We start from the raw sequence: 19435 nt of genomic DNA, 5'->3' as shown, positions 1-19435 counted from the left end.
GTGATAGATCTCTAGATTGTAAACAAGGTAGAAATACAAAAGGCGATAGTCTCCTATCGCCTTTATAGTTTCAGTGAGAGTAATAACAATTACTTGTCTTTGACTTCCCACTTACCATCAACGTAAAACGCACTCCATCCGGTTGCTTTGCCATTTTTTTCTGAGGAAACATATTGCTGTTTCGTCTTACGGCTAAAGCGAACCACAGTTGGGTTACCTTCAGGATCTTTTGCTGGTGCATCAGCTAAGTACGCTAATTTCTCTGGCAATCTTTCTCTGAAACGCTGTAATTCTTCAACCAATGGCGCACGTGTTTCGCGTGATTTCGGGAACGTGTTGGCAGCAAGGAAGACCCCAGCAGCACCATCACGTAAAACGAAATAAGCATCTGATTTTTCACATGGCAATTCAGGTAGTGGTACTGGATCTTCTTTTGGCGGTGCAACTTCACCACTTTTTAAGATCTTGCGAGTGTTTTTACACTCTTCGTTGGTGCAACCCATATAAGGACCAAAACGACCTGTTTTTAGGTGCATTTCAGAACCACATTTATCACACTCAACCACTGGACCATCGTAACCTTTAATGCGGAACTCACCTTCTTCGATTTCATAACCTTCACAAGCTGGGTTGTTACCACATACATGCAATTTACGTTGGTTATCGACAACGTAGCTATCCATTGCAGTTCCGCACTTAGGACAACGACGCTTCGCGCGTAACGCGTTGGTTTCCGCATCATCCCCTTCAAGAATATTCAGAACCTCATGCTCTGGAATAAGGTTGATGGTTTTTTTACAACGCTCTTTCGGTGGTAGCGCATAACCTTCACAACCAAGGAAGACACCCGTTGACGCGGTACGGATCCCCATATGGCGTTCGCAATCAGGACAAGTAATTGACGTGATCACCATTGGGTTAGTACGCATACCGCCTTCTTCAGGTTCTTTTTCAGCAACATCGAGTTGCTTACTAAAATCGGAGAAGAACTCATCCAATACTGCTTTCCATTCTGCTTCATGATTAGCAACATGGTCGAGCTGGTTTTCCATACGGGCGGTAAAATCGTAGTTCATGAGGTCATTGAAGTTTTCTTCTAACCTATCAGTAACGATTTCACCCATTTTTTCAGCATAGAAACGGCGGTTTTCAACTTTAACATAGCCACGATCTTGGATCGTTGAAATAATAGCTGCATAGGTTGATGGACGACCGATCCCCCGCTTTTCTAACTCTTTAACCAATGATGCCTCACTGAAACGCGCAGGTGGTTTAGTGAAGTGTTGGCTTGGCAGCAGTTCAACTAACGACAACTCAGAACCCACTTGGATTGGTGGTAATGTTTTGTCTTCATCATTTTTACGCAATGCAGGCATGACTCGTGTCCAACCATCAAAGCGCAGAGTTCGACCTTTTGCTTTAAGCTCAAAATCACCCGCTTTCACTGTCAGTGTGGTTGAATCATATTTTGCAGGTGTCATCTGACAGGCTACAAATTGATTCCAAATCAATTGATACAGTTTCTTAGCATCTGCTTCCATATCTTTCAGTGAGTCAGTTAATACATCAACACTGGAAGGACGGATCGCTTCATGCGCTTCTTGTGAATTATCTTTACTACTGTACACAATGACGTCTTTTGGTAGATATTTTTCACCAAAATTGTCACTAATATAACCACGAACCATATTCAATGCATCTTGGCTCAAATTGGTTGAGTCAGTACGCATATAAGTAATGTAACCTGCTTCATAAAGACGCTGAGCCATCATCATCGTTTTTTTCACACCGAAGCCAAGACGGGTACTTGCCGCTTGTTGCAATGTTGATGTGATAAAAGGTGCACTTGGTTTGCTTGACGTTGGTCGGTCTTCACGATCGACAACTTGATAACGTGCTTTTTCTAACAAACCCACCGCAGCTTCCGTTTCAGCTTTGGTCACGGGTTTGAAAGGCTTACCGAGTCGATGGGTAACTTCCATACGCAATGCAGTGATATCTTTATCAGAGAGATCGGCATGAAGCTCCCAGTATTCTTCAGGCACAAACGCTTTAATTTCACGTTCACGCTCAACTATCAAGCGCACTGCAACTGACTGTACGCGCCCCGCAGATAAACCACGAGCCACTTTTTTCCATAATAAAGGCGATACCATGTAACCAACCACGCGATCCATAAAACGGCGTGCTTGCTGCGCATTGACCCGGTCAATATTCAGTTCACCTGGGCTTTCAAACGCTTGTTTGATCGCATTTTTAGTAATTTCGTTAAACACGACACGACTGAAACGGGAATCATCCCCTCCAATCACTTCGCGTAAATGCCACGCAATGGCTTCCCCTTCACGGTCAAGATCCGTCGCAAGATAGACATGGTCTGCATCTGCCGCCAAAGCTTGTAATTCAGAAACGACTTTTTCCTTACCGGGCAAAATTTGATAGTTCGCTTTCCAACCATGGTAAGGATCAACCCCCATACGCTTCACTAACGCAGTTTGTGGGTCTTTTTTAACCTTTTTAGTTTTGTCGGTAGATGAGCCTGTACTCTTTTGTGAGCCGGACCCGCTTTTCGGCAGATCACGAATGTGGCCGACGCTGCTTTTTACAACGTAGCCACTGCCAAGATACTTATTGATCGTTTTGGCTTTTGCCGGGGACTCCACGATAACAAGAGCTTTACCCATATTTACCTTTACCTAAATTTCTACAATGGCGCATTTCTACATTAAAATGCACAAAATGAAAATCTCTTTTTTATATTGCGGCACAATTGCAATATATCAATATAATTTCTTTAAATTGTTTGCGTTTAAGCAAAAACTACAAAGCTAATCACGCTATGCTAAAAAGAACACAAAGTGTTCTAGCTGACTGATTTTAGCCGTATAATAACTAATTATTGCCAACGAAAAGCACACACTCTACCTGATAAAATGCGAGACGCAACCAATTATTTTCTTAAGGGAGCTAACTTATGCACGATGATATCCAATCTATAACACAAAACGAACTTCTTGAAAAAGCTAATGAGATCATAAGGAAACATGAAGACTACATTCATGGTATGTTTGTTGACACGGTGGAACAACATCGCGGCACTTTAGTGTTTAAAGGTGAATTCTTTTTAGATGATAATGGTATTCCAACTGCAAAAAGCACCGCTGCTTTCAATATGTACAAACATTTATCACATCTATTGTCAGAACAATATCACCTTAAGTAACAACACCTAGCTAAAAAATTACCGGCTATCAGCCGGTAATTAATAATAGATATGAAATAGATAATTTGCGAGAAACCAAGTCTCAATTTATTTACATAAAAGGTTTTTGACCACGCTGCCACCAGCGCAATAACAATTTATCTACATTTTCAGACACACTACTCGTAAAACGCTCTAGCATTTTCTTACTTTGCGTATAGCGAATGCCTACAATTTCCTTAGTATCAATTGAAGCGATAATAATATCATCACTCACACCAAGCTCATCAATCAAACCTTTATCAAGCGCCTGAGTGCCATACCAATACTCGCCTGTTGCAACAGAATCAATATCTAGCGAAGGTCGGTTTTGATGGACAAATTGCTTAAATAGCTCATGCGTTTCATTGAGGTTTTCAACAAATTTTTTGCGGCCTTGCTCAGTGTTTTCACCTAACATGGTTAACGTTCTCTTATATTCACCCGCTGTATGCAGCTCAACATCAACATCATGTTTTTTGAGTAAACGGTAAATATTTGGAACTTGTGCTACCACACCAATTGAACCCAAGATAGCAAATGGAGCAGCAACAATTTTTGTTGCAATACATGCCATCATATATCCACCACTTGCAGCCACTTTATCAACAGCCACTGTTAACGGAATATTTTTCTCTTTCAAACGGGAAAGCTGAGATGCTGCTAAGCCATAACCATGCACCACACCACCAGGGCTTTCCAGACGCAGTAATACTTCATCGTGTTGATCAGCAACCGCAAGTACCGCGCTGATTTCTTCTCTTAAAGCGCTAACTTCACGCGCATCCATACTGCCTTTAAAGTCTAAGACATATAAACAGGGCTTTTTAACCGCCGTTTGACCTGTTTTAGCCCCTGCTTTTTCATTTTTTTCTTTTGTTTTTTGCTGCTTTTTAAACGCTTTTAACCAAGCTTTATGCTCAGCATCGTTCATTTTAACTTGCTGCATTTGACGTTGACGTTCACGGTAATTTTCACCTAAATCGGTGATTTTAAGTTCACCTCGGCCACCTTGGCGACGCATTCCAACACCAAATACAAAAACGGCAAGCACAACAATCGCCACCACGATTGTGACGACTTTGGCTAGAAATAGTCCATACAGAGAAAAATACTCCACAAAATCATCCTTCTGATATTAATCTTGATAAAAAATAGTCTCATGATTGCAGTGAAACAACCAGTAAAATAACGCTGCTTTTATCGTAATGTTACTTAAATTTTGACATCAAATTGGCTAATCACCGTAATCGATGCGATGATATCTCACCATGTTAACAAAAAAGATAGGAAAATTACCATGCTCCACTATCAACCCAAACAGGACCTCTTAAGTGGCAAAACCCTTTTAGTGACAGGAGCCGGTGATGGCATTGGCCGTGAAGCTGCATTAACCTATGCCCGATTCGGCGCATCTTTGATCCTCATTGGCAGAACCTTACATAAACTTGAAGCTGTCCAGCAAGAAATTGAAAAGCTGACAGGTAAAATTGCCGATATTCATGTATTAGATTTGTTAACTGCCTCCCATCAAGACTACACTGACCTTGCTCAAAGTATCGCCCAAAAGCATGCTTACCTTGATGGCGTTTTACACAGTGCAGGCCTATTAGGTGCCGTGAGTCCTATTATAGAACAACCTGTTGGTGAGTGGCATGATGTTATGCAAGTCAACGTCAACGGTGCCTTTATGCTCACTCAAGTTTTACTTCCTTTATTACTTAAAGCACCGAATGCTTCTTTAGTATTTACCAGTTCAAGTGTAGGTAAAAAAGGTCGTGCAGAATGGGGAGCCTACTCAGTCTCAAAATTCGCCACTGAAGGCTTAATGCAAATTTTATCTGAAGAGTATAAAAACAGCAGTTTGCGTGTTAACTGTATCAATCCAGGACGAACACGAACTAACATGCGCGCTAGTGCAGCACCAAATGAAGATCCAATGACTATCAAAACACCTGCCGACATTATGCCAATCTATTTATATGTCATGAGTGATGATAGCCTGCGCAAAACAGGGATCAGTTTTGATGCTCAACCTGCCCGCAATATCAATATAACGGAGTAATCCTATGTCTCAAAGCCGACATGAACAACGCCAACAGCGCCTGAAAGAAAAAGTTGATGCTCGCATTGAATCCGCTCAAATAGAACGTGGTATTTTGCTGGTTTTTACTGGAAATGGTAAAGGTAAGACAACAGCAGCTTTCGGTACAGTTTGCCGAGCGGTCGGTCATGGGAAAAAAGCGGCGGTGGTACAATTTATTAAAGGCAGTTGGGATAATGGTGAACGTGAATTACTTGAGCCACATGGGGTGCCTTTTTACGTGATGGCAACAGGTTTTACATGGGAAACCCAAGACAAGGAAGCTGACACTTTCGCCTGCCTTGAAACCTGGCAACATGCACGCCAATTATTATCTGATCCATCGATAGATTTAGTGGTACTAGATGAAATGACTTATATGGTTAGCTATAACTATCTACCACTAGCCGAAGTAATTGATGCCTTGGAGAATCGCCCTGAAAACCAATCAGTGATTATTACGGGCCGTGGATGTCATCGTGATTTGCTCAGTTTAGCGGATACCGTAACAGAAATGCGACCAGTGAAACATGCTTTTGATGCAGGAATTAAAGCGCAAAAAGGCATTGATTGGTGAGTTTACTTGCTGGTGCACAAGGTGCATCAGCGACATTAATTATACATCAGCGTACCTGCGCCAAAAATGGCTTGGGTCTGTTGCATAAACTTCGCATATTTACGCTTTTCAAGCTGTGAACGCTTATCACTTCCCATACGACTATAAATCACCGCCATATTAGAGATCTTATCGTGATATTGGTTGTAGTAAAACGACTTTCTCTGAGGGTCTAAAGAGTGGCGAAAGTTATCAATTAGGCACACAATATCAAGGGCATACATTTGCAATATCTCATCTGAAAAATTAGGTTGAGAAAGCGGATAATTGAAGTGCATAGTGGCAGATTGCATCTCATCATTAATTAATTTTTTAATTCTTAGCTGCGAAAGCAAAACATCTTCGCGACTAATCAAATCCACTAATTCTTTGTGAGTTAAGCATTTGGTTTTGACTTGGCTTACCGCAGTCGAACTGACGAATGCCTCAGGGACTGATTCACCTACAGCTACATCGCAATTAAACACATTATTATCAATAATATAATCATTGCTACTATTAATTCGCCCTCTCAATTCATAGCCATCAATAACTAAGGACTGTTTATTTAAATGGTAAACAGCAGGGATCCCTTCAGTCCCATAAATAAAGTCATAAGCATAATAGAATTGTTGGGCAGGATTAAGAATTCCGCCTTTATTGCCCGGGTAAACAATAAACTGGACCATTTTCCCCGTTTCAGTTGTCATGGTATGAAAACCTGGGTTAAGAAAAATGCTCCCAGTGCTCTTTTGAGGGATCACAACAGGCTGATAATCGATTAGAAATATGAAACTATCAGAGGAATCATTAGTAAAATAAAAACGCCCGCTTTCAGGTGCTATTGTTTGATTACCTTCGCAACCACTTAAACCGAATCCTAAGCTAAACGCTACAATAGCCTGTATTAATCGAAACCCACTCATATCCAATGAAACCTGTTTTACTACTACCAATAAATAAAGTATCGCAAATACAGAATATTCTCAATTATGTTTTCATGTTTTTGTGACAAAAACATTACTAAAATTAATAAAAAAGGTTATGAATCACTTCATAACCTTTAAAAATAAGATAATAATAAAATTATTTTAGATACGAGTGCGACGTTTAGCCGTTGGTCGTGATGACTGGCGTTTTGACGCAGGTCTTGCAGCCACTTGTGAATGACGTTTAACCGCCCGACGGATCTGATTCGCTTTAATACGTCGTTGGTCACGTTCAACCGCAACTTTAGATTCTGTTTCGACTTCAAGCTCAACCAATTCTCTTAAGTAGTTGGTTTGTTCGAGCCCTAATTCCGTCCAACCACCTCGAGGTAAACCTTTTGGTAAGTCAATATCACCGTACCTAACACGGATCAAACGACTCACTTGTACACCTACAGCTTCCCATAAGCGACGAACTTCACGATTACGGCCTTCCGTTAAGGTGACGTTATACCATTGGTTCATTCCCTCACCGCCACGGTATGAAACCGTTTTGAATGCAGCAGGGCCATCTTCCAATTGTACACCTTGGGTTAACTGACGAATTTTTGCATCAGTGATTTCACCAAATACACGTACCGCATATTCACGTTCAACTTCACGGCTAGGGTGCATTAAACGGTTGGCTAATTCACCATCGGTGGTAAATAATAACAACCCACTAGTATTCACATCTAAGCGGCCTACTGCAATCCAACGGGCACCAACTAATTTAGGTAAGCGAGTAAATACGGTTGGGCGACCTTCGGGATCATGACGAGTACATAATTCTCCTTCAGGCTTGTAATATGCCATAACACGGCAAATCTCTTTTTCTGGCTCTTTAATTGTCAGAATACGGCCATCCATACGAATTTTAGTCGCAGGCTTAACCTCAATGCGATCACCCAGTGTAGCCATTTTGCCATCAACACTGATGCGCCCTTCTTTCAAAAAGGCTTCGATTTCGCGACGGGAGCCATGCCCAGAGCGGGCAAGAATTTTTTGTAATTTCTCAGTTTTTTGCGGTTTAGCGCTCATATAACCCTCAAATGTCGCCTTCACAGGCGTCAAATAATTTTTTGTGACATGCCACAAAAAATAATGAATTAGAAAACCTGCGCATTATACACAGGTTTACAAGGATCCCCTATTAATAATCCTTTCGTTAACAAGGCTTATTCAAACGGTGATGGGTCGCCTGTACCAACGCGTACAACAACTGGCGAATCATCGGTCAGATCAATCACTGTGGTTGGCTTTTGACCAATATAACCACCGTGAATAACCAAATCGACCTGCTTACCAAGTAAGTCTCGGATTTCTTCAGGATCAGACTGAGTGAAATCATCTCCAGGCATAATGAGACTGGTTGACATCAGAGGTTCACCCACTGCTTCCAATAAATCACGAGCAATGGGATTTGCTGGAACTCTTAAACCAATCGTTTTACGTTTTTCATTCATTAAACGGCGTGGTACTTCTTTGGTCGCCTGAAGGATAAAGGTGTAATTACCCGGTGTATTATTTTTGATTAAACGAAAGGCACTATTATCAACATGTGCGTAATTTGAGAGTTCAGACAGATCACGGCACATCAAGGTAAAATTGTGGTTCGCATCCAGTTTACGAATACGGCAAATACGTTGTAACGCATCTTTATCTTCTAGTCGACAACCAATCGCATACCCAGAATCGGTTGGATAAACAATCACGCCACCTTGATTTAAAATTTCAACACTTTGACTAATTAAACGCGGTTGTGGGTTATCCGGATGGATATAAAAAAACTGACTCATACAGACCTCGGATCTTTATTATTGACAGCATCATCCGGTAAAAACCTGAAAATGGCACTATCTACTCGCAAATGACAATGCATCAATAAAACTGACGCAGCCTCTTTCATTGAGGGTATTCTACACCGCATTGGCAATATATACTCTAAATAATTCAGGGCAGTTAGAGGCGACAAGCGAACGAGTCCCTAGGCATATAGAAATACTGTGACTGGCGTCAGTGAACAACATCACTTATACCTCTACTGCAACTTGAAATATGACGAGTATAACAATGTGCTATATCATTTTTGTCTCACTCCACAACGTCCAAACAGCCTGTTCATCGTCGGGAAGCCATAAATTACGCCCTAATTCAATCCAAGAGCATGGTCGGTGAAAATCAGATCCAACGGAGGTTTTCAAATCGTTCAATCGTGCTAGTTCAGCAAGATATTGCTTTTCATTCGGTGCTTGTTGGCAATGGGAAACTTCCATCGCATCACCTTGACAATCTTTAAAATAAGTCACCAAACGTTTAAGCCATTTATTGGATAATTGATACTTAGAAGGGTGTGCCAGAACAGCAATTCCCCCTGAGCGATGAATGGCATCGACGGCCTCTTCAATGGTGCACCATTTTGCAGGAACATAGCCCATTTTGCCTTTAGATAAATAACGTTTGAAAACATTATTGATATTTTTTTCTTTGCCAATCTTTACTAAATACTGAGCAAAGTGAGCGCGGGTCACTTGCCCACCAGCCGAAATTTTTGATGCATTCTCCCATGCATCAGGAATACCAACCTTTTCTAATCGGCGCCCCATTTCAATGCCGCGCTCTAAACGTAATGCCGATTGTTTATCTAATAACTGCACCATTGCAGGTGCTGTTGTTGAGAAATTTAACCCAACAATATGAATTTCCATATTTTCCCACATTGTGGAAATCTCAACACCATTAATCAATGCTAATGGTCGCTGAGTTTGCAAAAGATATTCACGAGCGCTGATAACCCCTTCACAAGTATCATGATCGGTGATAGCAAGAACATTCACTCCCATTTCGATTGCCCTTTCGATCACATCTGCAGGTGCAAGTTCACCATCTGAGGCGGTGGTATGGCAGTGCAAATCATATCGTGTCATCAATGAGCTCGAAAATTGTGACATAAGGTAACTATCTCCTTTTCCAATTATGGGATACTTTTCCTGAATATAAATAATAAACTACTTGACACAACTAATGCGATCCAGTTTACTAGTACACAAGACGGCAATGATGCCGACATTAATTTGATTATCCAGAGAGGCACTGTATGGCAGTTATCAATTTATCAAATCGTTGGTGGCGTAACTTCCCAAATTGGGCGGAAGACGCACACGCATAGATTTGATATGCCTCAGTGCTAAACCCGCCCTAGTCTGCGGGTTTTTTTATGTCTAAAAATCGTTAAAAGGCAACAAAATGAATAACCAAAACACAACATTAGCACATTTTAGTTTTCTGGATAGCCCAATTAACTATCAGCAAGATCCAACCTTGCTGTTTAACCATCTCTGTCAGGATGTTCCTGCGACCATGCTATTAGAGTCCGCAGAAATCAATAGCAAAGCCAATTTACAAAGTCTATTGATCGTAGAAAGCGCCCTACGCATTCGCGCATTTGGTCAACGCGTTGAAATCGAAGCACTAACCCCAAATGGTGAGAACCTGCTCCCTATCATGGCAAAGCAATTAGCAGATAAAGCACAACAATGTGAATTATCGGCGCAACATTTAACCATCAGCTTCAACCAACCAAGCAATGAACTAGATGAAGACAGTCGCTTAAAAAGTTCGTCTTGTTTAGATGTTCTAAGGTTATTACCGGCACTAGCACAAGCAAGTACACAACAGCCTGAAAACTTGTTTGTTGGGGGACTATTTGCATATGATTTAATTGCCAGTTTTGAATCATTACCCACAACAAAAACGATCAATAATTGCCCTGACTACTGTTTTTTTGTGGCTGAACACTATTTAGTGATCGACCATCAAAACCAAGCTGCTCGTTTGAAAAGCTGTTTCTTTACTGATGATGCTGAACAACAGCAAACCGTTAAGCAACGTCATGATGAAATTATTTCAGCCTGCCGCCCATTTTTGTCACCGCTTGCATTAGGCACAGCTGATGCGTTTACCGTTCACACCAATAAAAGTGATGAGCAATATGGCGCTGTAGTTAATTCCATGAAAGAAGCTATATATCGTGGTGATATTTTCCAAGTAGTTCCTTCGCGTAAATTTTCGATGCCTTGCCCTTATCCATTAATTGCTTATCAAAAACTCAAGGCACAAAACCCAAGTCCTTATATGTTTTTCATGCAAGATAGCGATTTCTCACTATTTGGTGCATCACCAGAAAGTGCCCTGAAATACAGTTCAAGCAACCGTAAGGTTGAAATCTACCCAATCGCGGGTACACGCCCTCGTGGTCGTGATGCTTCAGGTGCTATTGATTTAGATCTTGATAGCCGCATAGAACTGTCAATGCGTACTGACCACAAAGAGCTAGCTGAACATTTTATGTTAGTTGATTTAGCTCGTAATGACTTAGCTCGTATTTGTGAGGCCGGTAGCCGTTACGTTGCAAACTTAACCAAAGTTGATCGCTATTCATTTGTCATGCATTTGGTTTCGCATGTTGTTGGTACGTTACGCGCTGACTTAGATATTTTTCATGCTTATCAGGCATGTATGAATATGGGAACGCTTACAGGCGCACCAAAAGTACGTGCAATGCAATTGATAGCTGAATATGAACAAGAGCGCCGTGGCTCCTATGGTGGTGCAGTCGGTTATTTCACAGGCAAAGGTGACTTTGATACTTGCATCGTGATCCGTTCCGCCTATGTTGAAAACGGAATGGCAACCGTTCAAGCAGGCGGAGGGGTCGTACTTGATTCATCTCCACAAGGAGAAGCCGATGAAACACGAAACAAAGCTCGCGCTGTGATCCGCGCAATCGCCCAAGCCCACCAAGCAGAGGAGTTATTCTAATGGCGAACATCTTATTACTCGATAACGTTGACTCCTTTACTTACAACCTTGTGGATCAATTACGTTCAGGTGGTCACCAAGTAGTAATTTATCGTAATACCGTCAGCACAGAGCATATTTTATTTGTTTTGAACCAAATGGAATCGCCTCTACTAGTGTTGTCACCGGGGCCAGGCAAACCAAGTGATGCAGGCTGTATGCCTGAAGTTTTACAGAAAGTCATCGGCAAAATCCCTGTGATAGGCATTTGTTTAGGTCATCAAGCCATTATTGAGGCTTATGGTGGACATGTATCTGCGGCAGGGGAAATCCTTCATGGTAAATCATCCATGGCGACCCATGACCAACAAGCAATGTTTAGTGGTTTAGATAATCCAATACCAGTAGCACGTTATCACTCTTTAGTCGGTAGCCAAGTTCCTGAACAACTCACTATTTGTGCGCAATCAAATGGCATGGTAATGGCAGTGCGTAGTGATCAAGATCGCATTTGCGGTTTTCAATTCCACCCTGAGTCTATCTTAACAACTCAAGGAGCGATTTTACTCGAAAAAACGGTGAAATGGGCGCTTTCGAGCCCAATTTGCACGACAACACCATCGCTTTAACAGGGAAAAGAGAACCTAATTATGCAAACTATATTCGATAAATTATTTCGCGCTCAAACATTAACACAACAAGAAAGCCAACAACTGTTTAATGCCATTATTCGTGGTGAATTAACTGAAGCCCAATTAGCTGGCGTGTTAGTCAGCATGAAAATGCGTGGTGAGCAGCCAGAAGAAATCGCCGGTGCGGCATTAGCTTGTCTTGAAAATGCCCAACCATTCCCACGCCCTGATTATCAATTCAGTGATATTGTGGGTACTGGTGGTGATGGTGCAAACAGCATCAATATTTCAACAGCCAGTGCCTTTGTTGCTGCGCAAGCAGGGATCAAAGTTGCTAAACATGGTAATCGTAGTGTTTCGAGCCGTTCAGGCTCCTCCGATTTGTTAGCCTCTTTTGGCATATCACTTGATTTAAGCGCACAAAGTGCTCGCGATGCTCTTGATGAGTTAGGCGTTTGTTTCTTATTTGCGCCACAATATCACAGCGGCTTCCGTCATGCAGCACCAGTACGCACTCAATTAAAAACTCGAACACTATTCAATGTGTTAGGTCCATTGATCAATCCAGCTCGCCCACCAATTGCCTTGATCGGCGTGTATCAAGAGTCATTAGTAGAACCTGTAGCAAAAACATTACAAATGCTTGGTTTTACTCGCGCTGCTGTGGTACACAGTGGAGGTATGGATGAAGTTTCTCTTCATGCAACAACGCAGGTTGCCGAGTTAAATCAAGGTACTCTTTCCTTCTATCAACTGAATGCGACTGATTTTGGTTTACAGCCTTATCAATTGTCTGACTTAGAAGGTGGTACGCCTGATGAAAACCGTATTTTACTTACCAATCTGTTACAGGGTCACGGAAAACCAGCGCATGAAGCTGCGGTTGCCGCAAATGTTGCCATGCTAATGCGTATTAATGGCCATGAAGATTTAAAACAAAATAGCGAACACGCCCTGAATATTATTCGTAGTGGTAGCGCGTTTGACCGAGTCACCGCACTAGCTTCAAGGAACCAATAAAATGAAAGCGACTGTATTACAAAAAATTGTTGATGATAAACTAGCTTACCTTGTTGAGCGCAAAGCTAAACAACCATTAGAGAGCTTTATTGACACAATAACACCATCAAGCCGCAGTTTTTATGAAGCACTGTCAGCTAAACGCCCTGTTTTTATACTGGAATGTAAAAAAGCATCGCCTTCAAAAGGATTAATTAGAGCTGATTTTGATCCCGCTGTGATTGCAAATATTTATGCACCTTATGCATCTGCTATCTCAGTGTTGACTGATGAAAAATATTTCCAAGGCAATATGGAATATCTGACGATTGTCAGTAATACCGTTAAGCAGCCCGTATTATGCAAAGACTTTATTGTTGATGCCTACCAAATCTATCTTGCAAGGCACTATCAGGCTGATGCAATTTTATTAATGCTATCAGTACTTAACGATGAAGCATATGTTGCCCTTGCCAAAGTTGCCCATCAATTAAATATGGGTGTACTGACAGAAGTCAGTAACGAAGAAGAACTTGAACGAGCAATTAAACTTAAAGCACGAGTGGTAGGCATAAACAACCGTGATTTACGCGATCTTTCTATCGATTTAAATCGCACTCGTCAGCTCGCACCACAACTGCCAGAAGGGACTATCGTCATTAGCGAATCAGGTATTCACCGCCATCAACATATTCAATCGTTGAGTGAATTTGCTAATGGCTTTCTGATTGGTAGTGCATTAATGGAACAAGCGGATATTGGTAAAGCCTTGCGTAACCTGTTGACGGGTGAACATAAAGTATGTGGTTTAACCCGTGGACAAGATGCCAAGGCAGCACTTATGGCAGGAGCAACTTATGGCGGACTCATTTTTGCAGAAAACTCGCCTAGAAAAGTGACACTGTCACAGGCTAAACAAATTGTCCACGCCGTTCCACTGAAATATGTTGGCGTATTTCGTGATCAGTCTGCTGACTTTGTTACCCATATAGTCGAACAGCTTGCATTATCAGCGGTACAACTGCATGGTGATGAAGATGCCGATTATGTACAAACACTACGTGTAACTTTACCTGCACACTGCGAAATTTGGAAAGCCGTTAATATGTCGCAACCTGACTTTAGTCAGTTCGATGAGCAACCTATTGACCTTCTGTTACTTGATAATGGTCGTGGTGGCAGCGGTCAAACTTTCGATTGGCAGATGATCCCAACAGACAGTAAGTTTCGTGTCATGGTGGCTGGTGGGCTAAATGCCGAAAATTGTCGCCAAGCGGCCCAACTACTGTGCGATGGGTTAGATTTTAATTCGGGTGTTGAAATCGAGCCAGGCATTAAAAGCGAACAAAAGATTAATCAGGTATTCAGTTCACTCGCTTAATCAACAAGCATATTAGAAACTGAACAAAATACGCATCACAGAATAGAAATTAAGAGATAAATAAAATGAGCAAACTAGACCCCTACTTTGGTGAATTTGGTGGGCAATATGTCCCAGAAATTTTAATTCCAGCGCTTAACCAACTGGAAGATGCTTTTATTGATGCTCAAAATGATCCCGCGTTTTTAGCTGAATTTCATGATTTACTAAAAAATTATGCAGGTCGTCCTACTGCGTTAACCTTATGTCGTAACCTCACAGAAGGGACGAAAACTAAGCTGTATTTAAAACGTGAAGATCTGCTACACGGTGGCGCTCATAAAACTAACCAAGTATTAGGCCAAGCCTTATTAGCAAAACGTATGGGTAAAAATGAAATCATCGCTGAAACAGGCGCTGGACAACACGGTGTTGCAACGGCTTTAGCATGCGCACTGCTAAATATGAAATGCCGTATCTATATGGGTGCGAAAGATGTTGAGCGCCAATCGCCTAACGTTTTTCGTATGAAGCTCATGGGCGCTGAAGTGATCCCCGTGCACAGCGGCTCAGCAACGCTAAAAGATGCCTGCAATGAGGCACTTAGAGACTGGTCTGGTAGCTATGAAAAAGCCCACTATTTACTAGGAACAGCTGCGGGTCCTCACCCGTATCCAACAATTGTACGTGATTTCCAACGCATGATTGGTGACGAAGCAAAACAGCAAATTTTAGAAAAAGAAGGTCGTTTACCTGATGCTGTAATCGCTTGTATCGGTGGTGGCTCTAATGCCATTGGTCTGTTTGCATCTTTTATCCCTGAAGAGGATGTGCGTCTGATTGGTGTTGAGCCTGCAGGATTAGGAATTGAAACAGGGCAGCATGGAGCACCTCTGAAACATGGCCGCGTTGGCATCTATTTCGGTATGAAATCGCCGATGATGCAAACCGATGAGGGACAAATTGAAGAGTCTTATTCGATCTCTGCAGGTCTCGATTTTCCATCTGTTGGGCCACAACATGCTCATTTGAATAGTATTGGTCGTGCTGACTATGTTTCAATTACTGATGATGAAGCATTAACTGCATTCAAACTATTGTCACGTAAAGAAGGAATTATTCCTGCTCTTGAATCTTCACATGCCCTCGCCTATGCACTCAAAATGGCTGAGCAAGAGCCAAATAAGGAACAATTGCTGATTGTTAACCTGTCAGGTCGTGGTGATAAAGATATTTTTACTGTGCATGATATTTTGAAAAGTAAGGGAGAGATCTAATGGAACGCTATACTCAACTTTTTGAACGTTTAAACCGTATTAATCAAGGTGCTTTCGTTCCATTCGTCACATTAGGTGATCCTGATGCAGAACTTTCCCTGAAAATTATTGATGCATTAATTGCAGGTGGTGCCGATGCCTTAGAGATTGGTATTCCATTCTCTGATCCTCTTGCCGATGGTCCAACGATTCAAAATGCTAATCTAAGAGCATTTAAGAGTGATATCACGCCAACACTCTGTTTTGAATTATTAGCACGAGTGCGTCAAAAACACCCTGATATGCCAATTGGGTTACTCGTTTACGCAAATCTTGTTTTTAGTAATGGTATTGATAATTTTTATGCACGCTGCCAACAAGCTGGCATTGATTCAGTACTCGTTGCAGACGTTCCAATGCGTGAATCAAGGCCATTTCGTGAGTCTGCTTTAGCTCATGGCATTGCGCCAATCTTTATTTGCCCACCAAATGGTGATGATCAACTACTCAAAGAAATCGGTGAATATAGTCAAGGCTACACCTATTTATTATCGCGTGCGGGTGTGACAGGCACAGAACAACGAGCTCAAATGCCGCTGACTAACCTCATCAATAAACTGAAACAATACCATGCTGCTCCAGCACTGCAAGGTTTTGGTATCTCAGAGCCAGCTCAAGTTACCGAAGCCATTGCCAATGGTGCAGCTGGTGCAATCTCAGGCTCAGCGGTAGTCAAAATCATCGAAAATCACTTACAGCGCCCTGATACTATGCTTGCTGAGTTAACCCAGTTTGTGACTAACATGAAGGCTGCTACCTTAAAGTAATTTCACATATCTCATTATTATTCGCCATACTTTGTATGGCGGATCATCTTATTTTTATCTTAGTTAGACCACTTTACTTATTTCTTTAAGTTGAATTTTTTTCTATTTCTACTGATACTAAAGTTATCAGTGATAATCATTTGCTTTGTGATGATTACGACCTGAAGGATGAATAGCAACTCTTGCTGGATAACTTAACAATCAATAAATTTGCAGTTTGACACGTTAGGAGAGAAAGGATGAAATTGTTAAAATCTGTTGGAACATTACTTGTTGCCACTTTTATGGCATTCACACTCGCTGCTTGTGCACCTACTGCTAAAACAGAAGGCACTGGCGGTTATATTGATGATACAGTAATTACAACTAAGGTTAAATCAGCCCTGCTTGCTGAGAAAGATTTAAAATCGACACAAATTAGTGTTGAAACATTTAAAGGTCGAGTGCAATTAAGTGGTTTTGTTGATTCTAGAGCTAGTGCGAATAAAGCGATTGAAACAACTCGTAATGTAAAAGGCGTCCAATCTGTTATTGACTCTATGAAAATACGTTAACATTTTCATTTCAAGCTAAAAATATCAGCCCTAATTGGGCTGATATTTTTATTGTAACCATTTCAGCACTCTTTAATTTATAAAAATTGTTACCAATATGTTTTATCGCCGTTAAGAATAAGTTTTATTCATATTAGAAACCAATGTAATTCAGAAATTAAATTATTTAATAACCGAGTATTTACTGGTTTAATAATAAAAAAATCCGAGAATAATATTCTCGGATCTTCTACGACATTTACATCCATTTAATATCAGACTGCATCCTGCTAAATTCAATTAGAAACGGTAACCTACGCCAAACATAAATACGAATGGGTCAAGACGAGTATCAACTTTTTGCTGCTCGCCATTAAATTTAAATTTAACGTCCGTATCAATATCCATCCACCACAGAGAGGCGTTTAACATCCAGTTTTCAGTCAGCATGTAATCCATACCTGCTTGTGCTGCGAAGCCCCAAGAACTAGACAAGTCAAGGTCGCTCAAACCGAGTTGTTTTGCACCTGAGTTGAATTTCTCATCAAAGAAGAATGTATAGTTAATACCAGCACCTAAATAAGGACGTAATTTATCTTCTTTGCTACCAAAATAATATTGCGCCATCAACGTTGGTGGTAAATGATGAACTGTCGCAATATTGCCTAATTCGCCTAAACTAACTTTATGCTCAAATGGAGTTGCAGCTAATAATTCCACACCGATATTATCGGTAACCATATAGCTGAATGTCAGACCTAATTGAGTATTATTATTGGCATTAAAGTGACCTAGGCCACCTAATACTTGATCAGAACCTGCATTTGGACGAACCGTTGCAGTGCCTGCACGGAAAATAAAATCGCCTTCTTGGTGAGCAATTGAAGCAACTGGAGCCAATGTTGCAGCAGCTAAGACAAGCGCAGTGAGTTTTTTCATTATCAATCCCATTCCTATGTTTTTTTATTTGGGTGAAATATACCCTTTAATTTTATTTAATGTTCAAATCAAGATCACATCTTTTAATAAAAAAGGCGTAATCTGACTAGAGTTAATTTATTATTTCATTTGTGATTTTTTTATTTTTGATTTAAATCAATTTTTATTAGATACGTATAAAAATAAAAAATAGTTCCAATATTTTAATATTACTCAACCAATAAATTATATTTAAAATACACCTTATAAGTAATTAGGTATTATTCCTTAATTATCATTTGTACAAAATTTGTATTCCTACTTACTCTTTGCGACTAACACCACGTCTTTTCTGAACTTTCTCTACCTATAAGGTAGATACTCAGTTACAATCAGCTAAAAATTTTACCCTTTGTAGATAGGAGCAGTTTCATGTCCATTTCGGCCAACTCACTTATTAGTGATAGTGTTAACTTTTTTAAGAATCAGTTGGGTGGCCTATCCACAATTGTATTGTTAGCAACGGTCGTCAGTGTCATCATCTATTCGATGATGATCCCAAACGCTCAAATGATTTCAGTCTTAGTCGATGCACAGTCTCAATTTATTGATGCAGGAAATTCAGGGCTACAACATTGGGTTCAAGGGCTATCTGAAGAAGAAAAAAGTAGTATCTTACGCGTTTCTTTTGGACTAATCCTTTCTGTTACCTTCGGTAGTTTGATATTGATTTGTGGTGTTTTAGCTTACATTTCAGGGTTATCTCGAGGGGAAGAAATGACAGGCGCTCAGGCCCTATTAGCTTCTCTCCCTAAAGCACCTTCGATGTTTTTGCTGTTAGTTGTGTGCTCTCTGCTGGTTCAATTAGGCATCACTATCATGGTGTTTCCTGGAATTGTATTGGCGATAGGCTTTTCTTTAGCGCCTGCTATCTTAATCAATGAAAATGTTAACCCATTCAACGCGATGGGCAAAAGCTGGAAAATGGCCTACGCAAATTGGCGTTTAGCATTACCAATGGTATTAATTTGGATGGCTTCACAAATGCTAGTCAGCTTACTGGTCAGCAGTATTCAGATGAATCACATCGTCGCCAACGGTGTTTCATTCCTGATAAATAATATTATTGCGGCATTTGCTCTAATTTATTTCTATCGTCTTTATATGTTGATTACCCAAAAGTAACCTTTATATAGGCCATAAAAAACTGCACCGTTGGGTGC

At 40.9% G+C, this 19435-nt stretch carries 18 protein-coding genes and 1 other annotated feature; of the genes, 11 read left to right on the top strand and 7 right to left on the bottom strand.

Features of this window, described 5'->3' with window-relative positions; genetic code table 11:
* Window positions 1-89 precede the first annotated feature (89 nt).
* Window positions 90-2684, bottom strand: a complete 2595-nt coding sequence (topA, locus tag AC3Z9T_RS03795; RefSeq protein WP_490124864.1) for a type I DNA topoisomerase — start codon at window positions 2682-2684, stop codon at window positions 90-92.
* Window positions 2685-2974: 290 nt separating this feature from the next.
* Between topA and AC3Z9T_RS03790 the strand changes: the two genes are divergently transcribed.
* On the top strand, window positions 2975-3223 hold the full coding sequence (locus AC3Z9T_RS03790; RefSeq protein WP_490124863.1) for a DUF2498 family protein: 249 nt from the start codon (window positions 2975-2977) through the stop codon (window positions 3221-3223).
* Between the two features lie 91 nt (window positions 3224-3314).
* Here AC3Z9T_RS03790 and sohB read toward each other — a convergent pair whose 3' ends face one another.
* Window positions 3315-4361, bottom strand: coding sequence for a protease SohB (gene sohB, locus AC3Z9T_RS03785; RefSeq protein WP_490124862.1), 1047 nt, complete (start codon window positions 4359-4361; stop codon window positions 3315-3317).
* Between the two features lie 180 nt (window positions 4362-4541).
* On the opposite strand from sohB, the gene AC3Z9T_RS03780 reads away from it, so the two are divergent.
* Complete coding sequence (locus tag AC3Z9T_RS03780; protein WP_490124861.1) at window positions 4542-5306, top strand: YciK family oxidoreductase; 765 nt, start codon at window positions 4542-4544, stop codon at window positions 5304-5306.
* Between the two features lie 4 nt (window positions 5307-5310).
* A complete protein-coding gene (cobO, locus tag AC3Z9T_RS03775; protein WP_490124860.1) occupies window positions 5311-5901 on the top strand; it encodes a cob(I)yrinic acid a,c-diamide adenosyltransferase in 591 nt (196 codons plus the stop codon).
* A 35-nt stretch (window positions 5902-5936) separates the two neighbouring features.
* Here the strand turns inward: cobO and AC3Z9T_RS03770 are convergent, their stop codons facing one another.
* From AC3Z9T_RS03770 to rnm, 4 genes are all read right to left on the bottom strand, one after another.
* Window positions 5937-6845 (bottom strand): hypothetical protein, encoded by a 909-nt coding sequence (locus AC3Z9T_RS03770; protein WP_490124859.1) that lies wholly within the window; start codon window positions 6843-6845, stop codon window positions 5937-5939.
* A 165-nt stretch (window positions 6846-7010) separates the two neighbouring features.
* The gene (gene rluB, locus AC3Z9T_RS03765) at window positions 7011-7928 is read right to left on the bottom strand and encodes a 23S rRNA pseudouridine(2605) synthase RluB (RefSeq protein WP_490124858.1); all 918 of its coding nucleotides are present in this window, start codon (window positions 7926-7928) and stop codon (window positions 7011-7013) included.
* 137 nt (window positions 7929-8065) lie between these two features.
* Entirely contained in the window at window positions 8066-8686 is a 621-nt protein-coding gene (locus AC3Z9T_RS03760; protein ID WP_490124857.1) for an L-threonylcarbamoyladenylate synthase, read from the bottom strand.
* A 279-nt stretch (window positions 8687-8965) separates the two neighbouring features.
* Complete coding sequence (gene rnm, locus AC3Z9T_RS03755) at window positions 8966-9838, bottom strand: RNase RNM (protein WP_490124856.1); 873 nt, start codon at window positions 9836-9838, stop codon at window positions 8966-8968.
* A 167-nt stretch (window positions 9839-10005) separates the two neighbouring features.
* Window positions 10006-10106, top strand: a sequence feature (Trp leader region).
* A gap of 27 nt (window positions 10107-10133) precedes the next feature.
* Here rnm and AC3Z9T_RS03750 point away from each other — a divergent pair.
* The 7 genes from AC3Z9T_RS03750 to AC3Z9T_RS03720 all read left to right on the top strand — a co-directional run bounded on the left by AC3Z9T_RS03750 (window position 10134) and on the right by AC3Z9T_RS03720 (window position 17315).
* Window positions 10134-11708 carry an anthranilate synthase component 1 gene (locus tag AC3Z9T_RS03750; protein WP_490124855.1) on the top strand — a complete coding sequence of 525 codons (1575 nt, stop codon included), beginning with the start codon at window positions 10134-10136 and terminating at the stop codon, window positions 11706-11708.
* The gene (locus tag AC3Z9T_RS03745) at window positions 11708-12316 is read left to right on the top strand and encodes a glutamine amidotransferase-related protein (protein ID WP_490124854.1); all 609 of its coding nucleotides are present in this window, start codon (window positions 11708-11710) and stop codon (window positions 12314-12316) included. The genes AC3Z9T_RS03750 and AC3Z9T_RS03745 overlap by 1 nt, the downstream gene beginning before the upstream one ends.
* Before the next feature lie 21 nt (window positions 12317-12337).
* Window positions 12338-13339: an anthranilate phosphoribosyltransferase gene (trpD, locus tag AC3Z9T_RS03740; RefSeq protein ID WP_490124853.1), complete on the top strand. Its 1002-nt coding sequence runs from the start codon at window positions 12338-12340 to the stop codon at window positions 13337-13339.
* Window position 13340: 1 nt separating this feature from the next.
* Window positions 13341-14699 carry a bifunctional indole-3-glycerol-phosphate synthase TrpC/phosphoribosylanthranilate isomerase TrpF gene (gene trpCF, locus AC3Z9T_RS03735; protein ID WP_490124852.1) on the top strand — a complete coding sequence of 453 codons (1359 nt, stop codon included), beginning with the start codon at window positions 13341-13343 and terminating at the stop codon, window positions 14697-14699.
* Between the two features lie 65 nt (window positions 14700-14764).
* Window positions 14765-15955: a tryptophan synthase subunit beta gene (gene trpB, locus AC3Z9T_RS03730; RefSeq protein WP_490124851.1), complete on the top strand. Its 1191-nt coding sequence runs from the start codon at window positions 14765-14767 to the stop codon at window positions 15953-15955.
* Complete coding sequence (gene trpA, locus AC3Z9T_RS03725; RefSeq protein WP_490124850.1) at window positions 15955-16761, top strand: tryptophan synthase subunit alpha; 807 nt, start codon at window positions 15955-15957, stop codon at window positions 16759-16761. The genes trpB and trpA overlap by 1 nt, the downstream gene beginning before the upstream one ends.
* Before the next feature lie 239 nt (window positions 16762-17000).
* Window positions 17001-17315, top strand: a complete 315-nt coding sequence (locus AC3Z9T_RS03720) for a BON domain-containing protein (protein ID WP_490124849.1) — start codon at window positions 17001-17003, stop codon at window positions 17313-17315.
* 279 nt (window positions 17316-17594) lie between these two features.
* Here AC3Z9T_RS03720 and ompW read toward each other — a convergent pair whose 3' ends face one another.
* On the bottom strand, window positions 17595-18233 hold the full coding sequence (gene ompW, locus AC3Z9T_RS03715) for an outer membrane protein OmpW (RefSeq protein WP_490124848.1): 639 nt from the start codon (window positions 18231-18233) through the stop codon (window positions 17595-17597).
* A 411-nt stretch (window positions 18234-18644) separates the two neighbouring features.
* Here ompW and AC3Z9T_RS03710 point away from each other — a divergent pair, with 411 nt between their 5' ends.
* Window positions 18645-19397: a YciC family protein gene (locus tag AC3Z9T_RS03710; protein ID WP_490124847.1), complete on the top strand. Its 753-nt coding sequence runs from the start codon at window positions 18645-18647 to the stop codon at window positions 19395-19397.
* The last annotated feature ends 38 nt before the right edge of the window (window positions 19398-19435 follow it).

The sequence above is a fragment of the Providencia sp. 6390 genome (genome assembly GCF_058148425.1).
Note: the sequence above shows the minus strand (reverse complement) of the source record. Positions and strands in the feature narration are given on the sequence as shown.